We start from the raw sequence: 13798 nt of genomic DNA, 5'->3' as shown, positions 1-13798 counted from the left end.
AAAAATGATGAAAAAATTTATCGTATTAATTACTTTTGGTGCTCTGCTAATGGCAGAAACACCAAAGCCTTTTAAGGCAAAACCTGTGCAACCTGTCCAACCTTTTACAGGAAAGATCACACAATTGCAACAAAAGCTTGATCCTATGTTTGATATCCCTTTAAGTAAGTATCCAAAATGGCATACCAATGCCTTGCTTAAGAATGGACATAAAGCAGAATTTATTTCAGTAAAATCTATGATGCAGGTCTATCTACATCAGGACTATTTTCTTAAACGAAATCTTCTTGAAGCACCTATTGATAAGATCTATATAAAAGATTATCTCACCGGAGAGAAAGCAGATGCCAAACAAGCGCTTTATGTGTTTGGAAGTAGAGTTGTAGGGCCTCATGGAGATGACCTCATTCCGTTTGTGTCTGAGACTAATGCAAAGCTGTTTATGATGAAGCATGGTGGTACCAAACTGTTGCCATATTCTAAAATTACAGCAGGTTTATTACGTTACCTAGATATGTAAAAGGAAAAAAAATGAAAAGACCAGAACCTATGAATGAAGAGATTGAACTCAAAAACAATGTGTATATAGAGAGTGATACCGATCTTAAGGGGATTATTACCTATGTCAATGACTATTTTGCAGAAATTTCCAGATATACCAAAGAGGAACTGATCGGGCAACCACATAGCATTGTCCGCCATCCGGATATGCCTAAAATACTCTTTAAAATACTTTGGAATCGTATAGAAAACGGACATAATTTTGTTGCAGCTGTTAAAAATCTGGCAAAAGACGGAAGATACTATTGGGTGTTTACAGATTTTGAAGTCATTAAAGATGAGAATGGTCATGCCACAGGTTACAAAGCTTCAAGAAAAAAGATCTCCAAACATGTGACTAATGTACTTGATCCTATTTATAAAAAACTGGTTGAAGTAGAGAAAGAGGGAGGTATGGAAGCCTCTGAAAAATATTTGACTGATTTTTTAGAGTCCCATGGGGATGATATTACTGTAGATAATATGCTTGAAGAGATACATAGACTTTATTAGAGGATTCCTTAACACTAATTTAACACTAATGTATTATGATAAATTATTAAAAATATAAGGATACAAAATGAAAAAACTGTTATTGGCTGTGTTGGTATTGGGGACTATGGTAAGTTTTTCACACGCTGAAATGAAGTGTGCACCCGGAAAATGTGGGGGAGCGATGAAGGTATCTGCTATGCCTAAGAAAATGATGAAAATGTTCCAGTCTGTTTCTAAAGAAAAAGCGACACTCCTGCAAGATGGAAAAGCAAAAGCCTTTTGTCCTGAGTGTGGTATGACACTTCCAATGTTTTATAAAACAAATCATGCAGCTACTATTAATGGTAAAGTGAAGCAGTATTGTTCTCTTCACTGTTTGGCAGAAGATCTGCAAAAAGGTACCAAGCTTACAGAAATGAAAGTGGTAGATGTAACAACACTGAAGTTCATCCCAGTAGAGAAAGCAATATACGTAGTGGGAAGTCGTAAAAAAGGGACAATGTCAGCTGTTAGTAAATATGCGTTTGCAAAAAAAGTAGATGCAGAAGCTTTTGCCAAAGCAAACGGTGGTAAGGTGACAGACTTTAATGGAGCACTTAAAGCAGCCAAAGCAGAGTTTGCCAAAGACAGTCAGATGATTGCTAAAAAACAGGCAATGATGGCTCAAAAAGGGAAAATGATGTATGCTAAAATGTGTCAGAAAACCGATAAGAAGTTTGCTTCTACTGCTGAAGCAAAAGCATTCATTGTAAGTAATGAACTTTGTAAGGGGTTGAACGGCAAACAATTACAGGCTGTTGGATTGTATCTGAAAAACAGATAATGTGCATAGAGTGTTGTATGACTCAGCATTTAGTGCTTTGCTTGCACTGCATTTTAATATTTGTACCCTTACAACACTGATAATTCAAAGAGATACAAAATTATATATTGATGGTGTTGTCGCGTGACAACACCCCACAAGGGAAATGAACATGGTAAAAATTATTTTTATAGCATTATGGAGTCTGGTATCTCTTTTTGCAGATGAGAGTAATGCTATCAAAGCAATGAAACTTGCACAAAAAGGGGAACGTATTGTCAAGGTGATGTGTGAGCAAAGTAAGCTTCCTCATGTTACAGGTGATATTGAAACAATTGAAAAAAAGATCCGTTCTTCCGGATCTTGTAAACATCTCTCTCCTGACAAACTGGAAGCAGTAGCCTATTATCTACAGCAGGGAAGCATTAAAGAGAACAGTCAGCATTTAGTAGTTCCTGATGATGCAAAATGTCCAGTATGCGGTATGTTCGTTTCCAAATATCCAAAATGGGCTGCAATGATGAAACATGATGGAAAAGTGTACTATTTTGACGGTGTAAAAGATATGATGAAATACTATATCTTTGATGGAGATTTTCCCTATGACCGCAGTCATATTTCCAAGATGATCGTCAGTGACTACTACACCATAGATGAGATCCCTGCAAAAGAAGCATTTTATGTGTTGGATGCAGATGTATTTGGACCGATGGGACATGAACTTATAGCCTTTAAGGATAAAAAAAGTGCCCAGACATTCATGACTGAACATCATGGTAAAAAGATCGTAAGATTTAATGAAATTACCGATGCTATGGTTATGGCATTAGACGGGATAGAACAGTAAATGATCAAGCCTTTTTTTGCACTGGTAATGCTACTGGTATTGTCTGTTATTTTTATGGCAGGACATTATCTTAGTTATGACAGAGAAGTATTGCAAGAAGCAAATCAGAAGATAACCGCTTTAACACAGTTTTCTATACCTTCCTTGAGCGTAGCTTATTATGAACCAAGAATACTTTTTTATGAAACAGCTTCAAACCCTGCATATCCTCAGATGCAGCCAATAAACAGAATGGATTTTGTCTATGAAAAATAGTGCTTTCTTACACTTTTTAACGCTCCTGCTGTTTAAACAAAAAAGTAAACATATGGGTGCAGTACTCATCTCTGTCATTATTATTTTTCTTTTAAGCAGTGTACTTTTTCTCTCTTCTTCATTGCAAGATTCTCTGCTCTCTACATTAGACAAGCAGGGAGATTTTACGGTGACTCGCATACAGGCAGGAAAACCTGCCAACACACCCGTAGCATGGATTGATAAAATACTTGAGGTCAATGGTGTCACCCACGTAGCCTCCAGAGTCTATGGACGCTATTTTTTCACACCACGCCAAAAGAGTTTTTTAGTGGTTGGTATTGATTTTTTTGATGAACAAAATGCTCAGGCATTGCAAGCTTTGGTGAAAAATATAGATTTAAAAAATTTCTTGTCCCAAGACAGTATGCTTGTAGGTAACGGAGTAAAGCATTTTCTTGAGGCACATTATTTTAAAAAGAATTTTACATTTAAAACACCCAAGGGAACATTTAAAAAAGTGCATATCGTCCAAACACTTCCTCATCAAGCTTCACTCATAGATAATGATATGATTGTTATGCCTATAGAGCTTGCACGAGAGATTTTTGGTATGAAAGAGAGTGAGGTAACAGATATTACATTTAATGTTCCCAACGATGCAGAGTGGGACAATATTATTACCAAACTGCATCTCATGTTCTATGATGTGAGGGTAGTCGATAAAAAAGCAGTGAAAAAAGCGTATGAAAATCTTTACAACTATAAAGGAGGACTTTTTTTGATCCTTTATCTTGTAAGTATTGTGACATTTATGCTCATTCTTTATCAGCGTTACTCTATGGTCTATTCTACAGAACGAAAAGAGATAGGTATTTTACGTGCGGTAGGATGGAGCATTAAAGATATTCTGAAATTAAAATTTTATGAAAATTTGGTAATCGTTCTGGTAAGTTTCACATTGGGGGTAGTCTTGGCATACCTCTATGTGTTTATGCTTGATGCACCACTGCTTAATCATATTTTCCTTGGAAGTGCCAATCTTGCAAATCATGTTACTTTTGTACCTGTGATAAAATTTGGTATCCTTGGTTCTATTTTTCTTTTTTATGCCGTGCCTTTTCTGGCAGCAGTACTCATACCAGCATGGAAGATAGCAGTGACACCACCTAAAGAGGCGATGTTATGATGGTTGAATTAAACAGTGTTAGCAAAATTTATAATGAGGGAACATCTCAGGCGTTTGAAGCATTGAAGTCTATTGATATGCATATAAACAAGGGTGAGGTAGCTATTTTAAGTGGGGTAAGTGGAAGTGGAAAATCAACACTTCTTTCACTGATTGCCGGGCTTGATAAACCAAGCTCAGGAAAGATTGTTGTAGAGGGTGAACTTATTTCTAAATTACCTGATCTGCATGCTTCTGCCTACCGTGCTAAAACGATTGGTGTTATTTTTCAACACTTTAATCTTTTAGAATCACTCAGTGTAGAAGAGAATGTCATTGTTCCCTTGATCAATTCTGGATTAGACATGCAGACCATCACTGTTATGGCAGAGAAAAGCATGAAACTTGCAGCTATTTCACACAAAGCATCACAAGAAGTCAAAGCACTTTCAGGTGGAGAAAAACAGCGTTGTGCCATTGCCAGAGCACTTGTTCATGAGCCTGAACTTATTCTCTGTGATGAACCTACTGCCAATCTGGACAGAGCCAATTCACTGAAATTCATAGAGATACTCCAATCCTTGCACGCTATGGGAAAAACAGTCATTGTTGCTACACATGATCCTCTGTTTGAAGGACTCTCTTTTGTAAGCAAAGTATTATCTATGGAAGATGGTGAGATAGTGAACAGCGAGCAGCGAGAATGAATGAGATACTCCTAAACAATGCAGTCATTGTTTATCTGCTTTCCGAGACAGTACTTTATATACTGCTTTTTGTTGCATTTCTTGTCACACTTGGATTACTCAAAAAGTGGAACTTTGATCACTTTACTACAGAACAGTTTAACCTTGAAAATCGCTCCTATCTAGTGATGACCATTATCTTTTTTGCTATGGTACTGAAGATGATACTACTGCCCTATTTTGTCTATACCATTGATGCTCTTTCCGATCTTGTTCCCGGTGCAATGTGTGGGGCCGGTGTCATCAAGGCAAATGCCTATGGTAATCCTTTGTTGGCACTTAAAATTGTGATCCTCTTTTTAAGTGGACTCTGGCTGAACATCAACGGGCTAGACCTCAAAGCAAAGCGTTACCCCTATATGAAACTGAAAGCATGGTTCTTTCTGCTTATTTTTCTCTTGTTGAGTGCAGAGTTTCTTTTGGATATTCTCTATTTTACCCATATTGAAACCACTAAACCGGTTAGTTGCTGTTCTGTTATCTTTGGACAGACAGCAGGGGCAAACGGATTGCCTTTTGGTTTGGATATTCCCAAACTTTTGATACTGTTTTATCTGCTGTTTGCTTTGGTTGTTTTAGCAACACTCTCCAATATGGCAATGCTTAGTATCGGTGCAAGTCTACTTTTTGGTGTCGTGGCATATTATGCTGTGGTCTATTTCTTTGGTACGTATATTTATGAACTCCCCACACATAAATGTCCTTTTTGTATGTTGCAGGATCACTACTATTATATAGGTTATGCAGTTTGGGGTCTTTTACTTTTTGGTATTTTCTTCACCATTGATAATGCACTGATGCAGTTTGTGTTTCACCAACAAACCAAAGCTCTAAAGAGAATTTCGTTACTATTGCTCAGTCTGTTTGTTATACTTTGCGGAAGTTATGTCATAGTCTATTATCTAAAAAATGGAGTTTTCCTGTGAAAAAAATAATCATTAATCTTTTAACACTTGTGATAGTCGTAGCTATTATTGTTATACTTTTTCTCTCATTAGGAAGTGAAGAGGGAGCCCGGTATGTCTATAAAGGAAACACAACACATCAAATCGTGCCAATAAAACCCAAAGAGTATCAATGTTCTGAATGTAATATGGATGTTGAGAAATTAGAGTATGCTGCACAGATCATTACAGAAAATGGAGATACTTATTTTTTTGATGATATCGGCTGTGTAGTGCTTTGGCTTGAAAATCATAAAGTTCCTGTTGTAAAAATAGTCACACAAACACTCGATACCCATCAATGGATAGATGCAAAAAAAGCATGGTATTCACGTATTGCTCATGACCCTATGGGGTATGGATTTGCAGCAGTAGAAGTAAAAAAAGAGGGACTTATCAATTATGATAAGATGAAAATAATGATGCTTCAAGGTAAAAACCTGCATGACCCTTTCATCAAGAAAAAGCTTCTGGGCAAATAATTGAACCCTCTGAATAACCTAGACGTTCACAACATCTCTAGCTTTTGTCTAGGTTAGGCACTCTTTTGAAACCCTAGCCGTAGCTAAGGTGAGAAAGTCAATACTTTTTCACTTTTTCTACACTAAAATTTGATTTATTACAGCACAAACAGGTATTTCATATAAAATTATAGGCTTTATTATCATTTTTTTGTTATACTTGTGCGTATTTTTAACAAACTTAAGGAGTAATCAATGGCATTATTTGATGATGTAAAAGAAGTAGTTGTTGAACAACTAAATGTGAGCCCGGATGAGGTAAAAGAAGAGTCTAAATTCGTAGAAGATCTTGGGGCGGACAGTCTTGATGTTGTTGAGTTGGTAATGGCACTTGAAGAGAAATTCGATATCGAAATTCCTGATGACCAGGCAGAAGCTATTGCAACGGTAGCTGACGCGATCAAATTTATCGAAAACGTATAAATTGAATTTATTTCCCTTCGGGGGAATAAGAGTTATCTAACTATTTTTCGAAATATTTATATATATCTTATTTAAGCAGACATAGGAGAAGCAGTGAAAAGAGTAGTAGTGACAGGTTTAGGGATGATCAATTCTTTAGGACTTGAAAAAGAGAGTGCATTTTCTGCTATATTGGAGGGAAAATGCGGTATCAAAGTGATAGAGTCATTTGATGTTGAAAAGCAATCTGCAAAGATCGCAGGTGAGATCATGGATTTTGATCCCCTTACGGTCATGGATGCTAAAGAGACAAAAAAAGCAGACAGATTCATTCAACTTGGACTCAAAGCTGCAGCGGAAGCGATAGAAGATGCAAAACTTCCTGAAGATGTGGATAGAGACAGATTTGGTGTGGCTTCCGCATCAGGGATCGGCGGATTACCGAATATTGAAAAAAACTCTGTTGTATGTGAAAACAGAGGGCCAAGAAGAATTTCTCCTTTTTTCATCCCTTCTTCACTGGTCAATATGCTTGGTGGATTTGTTTCTATTTATCAAAAACTCAGAGGGCCGAATCTTGCTTCTGTCACTGCCTGTGCAGCGGGAACACATGCCATAGGAGAAGCAGCTAAATCCATTATGGTAGGCACTGCTGACAAGATGTTGGTTGTGGGTGCAGAGTCTGCTATCTGTCCTGTTGGTGTAGGTGGTTTTGCAGCTATGAAAGCACTCTCTACGAGAAATGATGATCCTAAAACAGCTTCCAGACCATTTGATGCAGATCGTGACGGTTTTGTCATGGGCGAAGGGGCAGGAGCATTGGTACTTGAAAGCTATGAAGATGCTGTTGCACGCGGTGCTACAATTTATGGTGAGGTTATTGGATTCGGTGAGAGCGGTGATGCAAACCATATTACCACGCCGACCATGGATGGACCGCTTCGTGCTATGAAAGGTGCTTACCAGATGGCTGGTGAACCCAAGATAGATTACATCAATGCACATGGTACTTCTACACCGGTGAATGACAAAAATGAAACAGCTGCAATTAAAGAGTTGCTTGGAGGAAAAGAGAACTGTCCTCCTGTGAGTTCTACAAAAGGTCAGATAGGACACTGTCTTGGTGCTGCTGGTGCTATTGAAGCAGTCATTTCGCTTATGTCAATGAGGGACGGTGTGATCCCCCCAACTATCAACTATACAACACCTGATGAAAACTGTGACCTTGATTATGTGACTGAGGGGGCAAGGAAAGCAAATATCAATATTGCAATGAGTAATTCATTTGGTTTTGGCGGAACAAACGGTGTGGTCATCTTTAAGAAAATATAAGGATTCAAAATGGCAACCTATTTAGACTTTGAGAGTAAAATTGAGAAGATACAGGAAGAGATCGTATCTGCCCATGCCATTGCCAATTTAGAAGCGGTTGAAAAGTATCAAAAAGAGTTGGAAAAAGAGGTTGCAAAGACCTTTGGATCATTGAGTGATTACCAAAAACTTCAACTTGCACGTCATCCTGACAGACCTTATGCATTGGACTATATTAAACTACTTTTGGATGATGCCTATGAGATTCACGGGGACAGAGCATTTCGTGATGATCCTGCTATTCTTTGTTATATTGGTTGGATCGATGGTCAAAAAACCATGGTGATCGGTGAACAGAAGGGGCGCGGGGTTAAAAATAAGATCAAAAGAAATTTTGGTATGCCTAATCCTGAAGGCTATAGAAAGGCTCTGCGAGCAGTAAGAATGGCAGAGAAATTTGATATTCCTGTATTGATGCTCATTGACACTCCGGGTGCTTATCCAGGGCTTGGTGCAGAGGAGAGAGGGCAAAGTGAAGCTATTGCCAAAAACCTTTTTGAATTTTCATCTGTCAAAGTACCTATGGTTTCAGTGGTCATCGGCGAAGGTGGTTCCGGTGGTGCACTTGCTATCGGTGTATCAGATAAGCTGGCAATGATGCGTTATTCTATTTTTGCAGTGATCTCTCCGGAAGGGTGTTCTGCGATCTTATGGAATGACCCATCCAAAGTGGAGACTGCAACCAAAGCCCTTAAGATCACACCTAATGATCTTTTAGAACATAAACTTATTGATGATGTACTGGATGAGCCCCTGATCGGTGCCCATCGGGATAAGGTGACAGCTGCAGAAGTGTTAAAAACATATTTCTTGGAGAGTGTTAAAGCACTACAAGAGCTTTCAATAGATGAGATGCTTGATCTGCGTTATAAAAAATTGACTGCAGTCGGTGCTTTTAGCGAATAAGTTTAGAATCAAATATAATTCATGATACACGAAATAGCCCAATATCTTTTAAATACCATTGGTTCGATGGGCTATTTGGGTATCTTTTTTCTTATGTTCCTCGAAAGTACTTTTTTCCCTTTTCCCAGTGAAATTATTATGGTTCCTGCAGGTTATCTTGCATTTAAAGGTGAGATGAATCTTTATATAGTTGTCATTGTAGGTATCATAGGTTCAGTGGCTGGAGCACTTTTTAACTACTATCTGGCGATGCATTTTGGAAGAAAATTTATTTTGAAATATGGTAGGTATTTTTTTATTAAAAAGGAGACTTTGGATAAACTGGAGACTTTCTTTTTTAAGCATGGAGAACTCTCTACATTTAATGGAAGACTCATCCCCGGTATCCGTCAACTTATCTCACTTCCGGCAGGTCTGGCACGTATGAATATAGTAAAATTCTCTCTATATTCAGCATTAGGTGCAGGTATCTGGGTGATCGTTTTGGTAGCTTTAGGCTATCTTCTGGGCTCTAATGAAGCACTTATCTCTGAATATCTCCGATCAGCAACAGTGATCGCTCTGATTAGTGTAATATTAATCACGATCTTTTATGTAGTCAGGAACAGAAGACGAAAAGAGATACTGGAGGATTAGTCCAATATCCATGCTATATACTTCTTCTTTTTGATCTTTACTTTTTTCAAAGCCTTAAATACTTTATCTATCACTGTATGATGCAGTGCTATATAGGATTTTGTATCGGTAATATCAATTTTCCCGATGTAGTGATTATCGATGCCTATTTCTTTGCAAAGGGTACCTAAAATATCACCTTTGCGCAGCTTTGTTTTTTTGCCGCCGTTAAGGCAAAGTGTATCATAGTCACTTACCATTTTAAACTTTGCATCTACCCGTAACTCTTTTGGTTCAGCTTTTTTAGCCTTTTGAAGTATGTAAGCACATTTATCGCTGTCCTTGGGTGAAAAAAGGGAGAGTGCTATGCCTACAGCATCGGCACGTCCTGTTCGTCCTATGCGGTGGGTATAGACTTCTGCATCAAAAGGGAGGTCATGGTTTATAACAAGCGAGATGTCTTTAATGTCAAGTCCACGTGAGGCTACATCAGTGGCTACCATAATACGCTTGGAACCGTTGGAAAATACGATTACAGACTCATTACGTTCTCTTTGATCCAGATCGCCATGCAAGTCAATTACAGAATGACCCTGTTTATAGAGTCTGTCAGTGAGTGAGATCACTTCAGCTTTTGTATTGCAGAAGATAAGTAGTGATTCAGGTTTGTATGAACCTATGAGTGCACTAAGTGTTTTAAATTTATCTGTTGTTTCATAAAGAATTTCATCTATCTTTGTAGTTTCCTGGATCGTATCTACTTTAATGGTGAGTGGCTGTTTGAGGAGTGCAATGGAGAGTTTTTCTATCTTTTCCGGGAATGTTGCAGAAAAGAGGAGTGTTTGCTTAGCTCTTGGCATGTTGGAGGCAATTTTGACTATTTCGTCATAAAAACCCATATCCAGCATGCGGTCAGCTTCATCCAGTATGAGGGTTTTAATACTTTCGAGTGTTAATGTTTCTTTTGCCAAATGATCTTGTATCCGCCCAGGTGTACCTATGAGTATATGTGCTCCTTTTGCCAATGAATCTGCCTGTGCTCTGAGAGGCACACCGCCATAAAGTGTAAGTATTTTGAGATTGGCTTTATAAGAAGCAACCTTTCTGAGTTGGGTAGCAATTTGATCTGCTAATTCTCTGGTAGGGGTAATAATAATAGATTGAGGTCTATAGTTGTTCGTATCAGTTCGCATTATACAGGGTAGACCAAAGGCCAATGTTTTTCCTGACCCTGTTTTGGATTGTGCTAAGATATCTTTGTTCTCCAGTATAGGATTGATTGCTTTTTCCTGTATTGCAGTCATAGTGGTAAAATCAAGTGTTTGCAGTGTATCTAAAAGGGCCTGAGGAATATTGGTAATTGTATTGAATGCTGCCATATTTATTGTCTCTTTTTTGTGTAAGTATAGGATATTTTGTGTTAAGAGGAGAGAGTGTTGTGAGCCGAAGCTCACGTCATGATTATGCTTTGGATTTTCTATGATCCATGATCATTTTGTAGGCTTCATCTTTTAAAAGAAGCTTCTCTTTTTTTAGGGTTTCAAGTTCCATATCGGTCATAGGAACATCACCTGATTCTGCATGCTCTATTTTTTGGTCAAGTTCATTATGCTTTTCAAAAATTCTTGCAAAGTGTGCATCTTTTTGTTTAAGTTCATGGATATCGTCTCTATATTCGTGTAACATGTTAATTCCTCATTTTGATATATCTTATTGTAACTATTTTGGGGTTAGAGAATATTGAAAATATGCTTTGTCAATAATGTATCTGACAAAGCATAAGACAGACAATCAATTACAGGCAGATCCAAGCTCACTACAGTCAGTATAATGGGTTGTTTCTCCAGCTACTGTAACATCGATACTATGATCACTGTTGAAAGTCATTTCCAATGAAGAATCTTGTCCGTCAACCATGATCTTTCCTGCTATTGGACAAGCATCATTGTTTGATGTAATAATAGTACGGTCTGTTTTGATACCGATCCAGCCATCTAAACATTTTGTTTTAATGTATCCGTTTACTGTGATACGCATCATATCAGTTGTTGAAAGGTTCATATTAAAGTTATAGTTTCTGTAATCAATTCTTTCTCCGTTATCTTCTGCATATCCGTCCATTGCAACTGTAAGTTCAGTGATTCTGTAGTCATCTTTTTTAAAGGAAAGTTTCATACTTTCAAAATAGACATAGGCATTATCTGTAAGATCTGTAATTTTAAAATCACTGTAAGTTGCGGAAAAAGAGGTCTGGCTGCTGTTAGTAGAAACTATTACTGTACCGTCATAGATCATATTATTTGTCTGACAGTTGCTGAATGTAACGGTTCCGCTTGTAGATGAGGCATTGGTAACATCAATAAAACCTTTTTCGCAATATCCTTCAACCCGCTTATCCAGTCTAATGGTATTTCGTATTAAGTTTAAAGCAGCAGTATCAGTTTGTGTTTCTCCTGTGATCTTAAAGAGTCCTCCACCGGAAGTTCTTTGTGCACCAAAACCTAACTTAATGGAATCTGTTGCAACAGTGGAAACAGTTTTACTGTTTTGTTGTGTAATGGGAGCCTGTTCTTTTTCAGTAGGTGCACTTGCTTGAGGAGAAGAACTTCCTCCTCCGCCACCACAACCGTTTATAATAAAACTTAATACAGCTATACCAAGCAGTATAGTAACTCTTCTTTTGATATTTTTTGAGATCATTATCTCCCCTTTGAAATTAAATTTAAATGGTAGTATATATTAAAAAAGTCAAAAAAAGTCAAAAGTGTCAAGTTCTATATTCCGCATTGATCTTTACATATTCATAACTGAGATCACAACCATAGGAAGTATAGGCAGCATCCCCTAAACCAACATCACATGTTACTTTGTAACTCTCCTGTTTCATGATCTTATATGCTTGTTCTTCACGTGCTTTGTCTAATTCTCTAAATGCATCAGAATAGATAAGTAGATCATCATAATAGATAGTGAGTTTGCTTTCGTTACAGGCTATACCGCTTGCCCCTATGGTAGAAGCAATACGTCCCCAATTCGGGTCTTCACCAAAAAGAGCTGTTTTAACAAGTAGTGAGTTGCTGAGTGCCGTAGAAGCTTTTTTTGCATCCTCTATGTTTTTTGCTCCCCTTACCTCAAAAGCAACCAATTTGCTTGCCCCTTCGCCGTCACGCAGTATCATCATGGCAAGTTCAAACATGATCTTCTCAAGCACTTCTTTGAAAGCATGTTTGTCATATGCATCACTTTGTTGATTGGCAAACAGCATCACTGTATCATTGGTAGAGGTATCTCCATCTACACTGATACGGTTAAATGACTGTTCTGCTGCATTTGGGAGCAGGGTATCCATATCGGATTTTGGTATATCTGCATCAGTGATAATAAAACAGAGCATGGTTGCCATGGCAGGGTTTATCATCCCTGCACCTTTGCAGATGGCAGCAATGTTGAAACTTTCACCATTTTGCAGTTGCACTTTGTATGCCAACTCTTTTTTAAAGCTGTCTGTGGTCATAATGGCACGTGCAGCGTGGTCTGAATTCTTGGCATTGAAATCCAACTTGTCAAAAGCTGAAATGATCTTCTCAAGCGGTAGACGGTACCCGATCACTCCAGTGGAGGACATGACAGGGTTATGCACCTCCATTTTGGAAGAGAGTGTATCAAAAATAGTTTCAATATCTTCAATACCCTTCTTGCCTGTCATGGCATTGGCATTTTTGGCATTGATGAGTATAAAGTCTGTTTTAAAATCCTTGGGATATTTCTGAAAATGTTTAATGGGTGCAGCCTGAAAGGTATTTGATGTAAAGACCGCTGAGATGTCACAGGGTACTTTGGAGCGTATGAACGCTATATCTCCCTCTCTTTTATCTGGACGCATACCTACATTGGTTGCTCCACAAAAAAATCCTTGCACATTTTCCAGCCCATTTTCTAATGGTTTAATAGTATAGTTTAACATATAAATAACCTTTTTTGTAGCATTATGTGGAAGTGCAGACTTTCGTCCCACCTCTTGTATTTTTTGAGACTAAAGTCTTTACTTTCCGAAAACTGAGGCATTAAACAAATTTAAGTTCTTCAGGTTTTGTCTTTTTACGGATGATCTTTTTTGCATGGCGTATACCGTCACCTGTACCGATCAGAAGCAGTTTGGATTCAGGCATAATAATGGTATCCCCTTTTGGCATAGGGATGAATTTAC

Annotated in this window: 17 protein-coding genes; 13 read left to right on the top strand and 4 right to left on the bottom strand. The window is 37.9% G+C overall.

Annotated elements, in window-relative coordinates:
• The first annotated feature begins 7 nt into the window (after window positions 1-7).
• From MVE01_RS06445 to MVE01_RS06385, 13 genes are all read left to right on the top strand, one after another.
• On the top strand, window positions 8-520 hold the full coding sequence (locus MVE01_RS06445; protein ID WP_472561354.1) for a nitrous oxide reductase accessory protein NosL: 513 nt from the start codon (window positions 8-10) through the stop codon (window positions 518-520).
• Window positions 521-531: 11 nt separating this feature from the next.
• Window positions 532-1053 (top strand): PAS domain-containing protein, encoded by a 522-nt coding sequence (locus MVE01_RS06440; RefSeq protein ID WP_472561353.1) that lies wholly within the window; start codon window positions 532-534, stop codon window positions 1051-1053.
• A gap of 67 nt (window positions 1054-1120) precedes the next feature.
• Complete coding sequence (locus tag MVE01_RS06435) at window positions 1121-1858, top strand: nitrous oxide reductase accessory protein NosL (RefSeq protein ID WP_472561352.1); 738 nt, start codon at window positions 1121-1123, stop codon at window positions 1856-1858.
• Between the two features lie 151 nt (window positions 1859-2009).
• Window positions 2010-2684: a nitrous oxide reductase accessory protein NosL gene (locus MVE01_RS06430; RefSeq protein ID WP_472561351.1), complete on the top strand. Its 675-nt coding sequence runs from the start codon at window positions 2010-2012 to the stop codon at window positions 2682-2684.
• The gene (locus MVE01_RS06425; RefSeq protein ID WP_472561350.1) at window positions 2685-2939 is read left to right on the top strand and encodes a hypothetical protein; all 255 of its coding nucleotides are present in this window, start codon (window positions 2685-2687) and stop codon (window positions 2937-2939) included.
• Window positions 2929-4107 carry an ABC transporter permease gene (locus MVE01_RS06420; RefSeq protein WP_472561349.1) on the top strand — a complete coding sequence of 393 codons (1179 nt, stop codon included), beginning with the start codon at window positions 2929-2931 and terminating at the stop codon, window positions 4105-4107. Before MVE01_RS06425 ends, MVE01_RS06420 begins: the two co-directional genes overlap by 11 nt.
• Window positions 4107-4793: an ABC transporter ATP-binding protein gene (locus MVE01_RS06415; RefSeq protein ID WP_472561397.1), complete on the top strand. Its 687-nt coding sequence runs from the start codon at window positions 4107-4109 to the stop codon at window positions 4791-4793. Before MVE01_RS06420 ends, MVE01_RS06415 begins: the two co-directional genes overlap by 1 nt.
• Entirely contained in the window at window positions 4790-5758 is a 969-nt protein-coding gene (locus tag MVE01_RS06410; RefSeq protein WP_472561348.1) for a hypothetical protein, read from the top strand. Before MVE01_RS06415 ends, MVE01_RS06410 begins: the two co-directional genes overlap by 4 nt.
• The gene (locus tag MVE01_RS06405) at window positions 5755-6258 is read left to right on the top strand and encodes a hypothetical protein (RefSeq protein WP_472561347.1); all 504 of its coding nucleotides are present in this window, start codon (window positions 5755-5757) and stop codon (window positions 6256-6258) included. The genes MVE01_RS06410 and MVE01_RS06405 overlap by 4 nt, the downstream gene beginning before the upstream one ends.
• Before the next feature lie 234 nt (window positions 6259-6492).
• A complete protein-coding gene (gene acpP / locus MVE01_RS06400; protein ID WP_008244620.1) occupies window positions 6493-6720 on the top strand; it encodes an acyl carrier protein in 228 nt (75 codons plus the stop codon).
• Window positions 6721-6813: 93 nt separating this feature from the next.
• Entirely contained in the window at window positions 6814-8031 is a 1218-nt protein-coding gene (locus MVE01_RS06395; RefSeq protein WP_472561346.1) for a beta-ketoacyl-ACP synthase II, read from the top strand.
• Window positions 8032-8040: 9 nt separating this feature from the next.
• The gene (accA, locus tag MVE01_RS06390) at window positions 8041-8976 is read left to right on the top strand and encodes an acetyl-CoA carboxylase carboxyl transferase subunit alpha (RefSeq protein ID WP_472561345.1); all 936 of its coding nucleotides are present in this window, start codon (window positions 8041-8043) and stop codon (window positions 8974-8976) included.
• A gap of 21 nt (window positions 8977-8997) precedes the next feature.
• Entirely contained in the window at window positions 8998-9612 is a 615-nt protein-coding gene (locus MVE01_RS06385) for a DedA family protein (protein WP_472561344.1), read from the top strand.
• On the opposite strand, the gene dbpA is transcribed toward MVE01_RS06385, so the two are convergent.
• The 4 genes from dbpA to argJ all read right to left on the bottom strand — a co-directional run bounded on the left by dbpA (window position 9609) and on the right by argJ (window position 13555).
• Window positions 9609-10970 carry an ATP-dependent RNA helicase DbpA gene (gene dbpA, locus MVE01_RS06380; protein ID WP_472561343.1) on the bottom strand — a complete coding sequence of 454 codons (1362 nt, stop codon included), beginning with the start codon at window positions 10968-10970 and terminating at the stop codon, window positions 9609-9611. The genes MVE01_RS06385 and dbpA overlap by 4 nt on opposite strands.
• An 82-nt stretch (window positions 10971-11052) precedes the next feature.
• Window positions 11053-11277 (bottom strand): YdcH family protein, encoded by a 225-nt coding sequence (locus MVE01_RS06375; RefSeq protein ID WP_472561342.1) that lies wholly within the window; start codon window positions 11275-11277, stop codon window positions 11053-11055.
• 105 nt (window positions 11278-11382) lie between these two features.
• Entirely contained in the window at window positions 11383-12291 is a 909-nt protein-coding gene (locus MVE01_RS06370; protein WP_472561341.1) for a hypothetical protein, read from the bottom strand.
• A gap of 67 nt (window positions 12292-12358) precedes the next feature.
• On the bottom strand, window positions 12359-13555 hold the full coding sequence (gene argJ, locus MVE01_RS06365; protein ID WP_472561340.1) for a bifunctional glutamate N-acetyltransferase/amino-acid acetyltransferase ArgJ: 1197 nt from the start codon (window positions 13553-13555) through the stop codon (window positions 12359-12361).
• Window positions 13556-13798 lie beyond the last annotated feature (243 nt).

It is taken from the genome of Sulfurovum sp., assembly GCA_026990595.1.
Classification (GTDB): Bacteria; Campylobacterota; Campylobacteria; order Campylobacterales; family Sulfurovaceae; genus Sulfurovum.
This window is presented reverse-complemented; position numbering and strand designations above follow the sequence as displayed.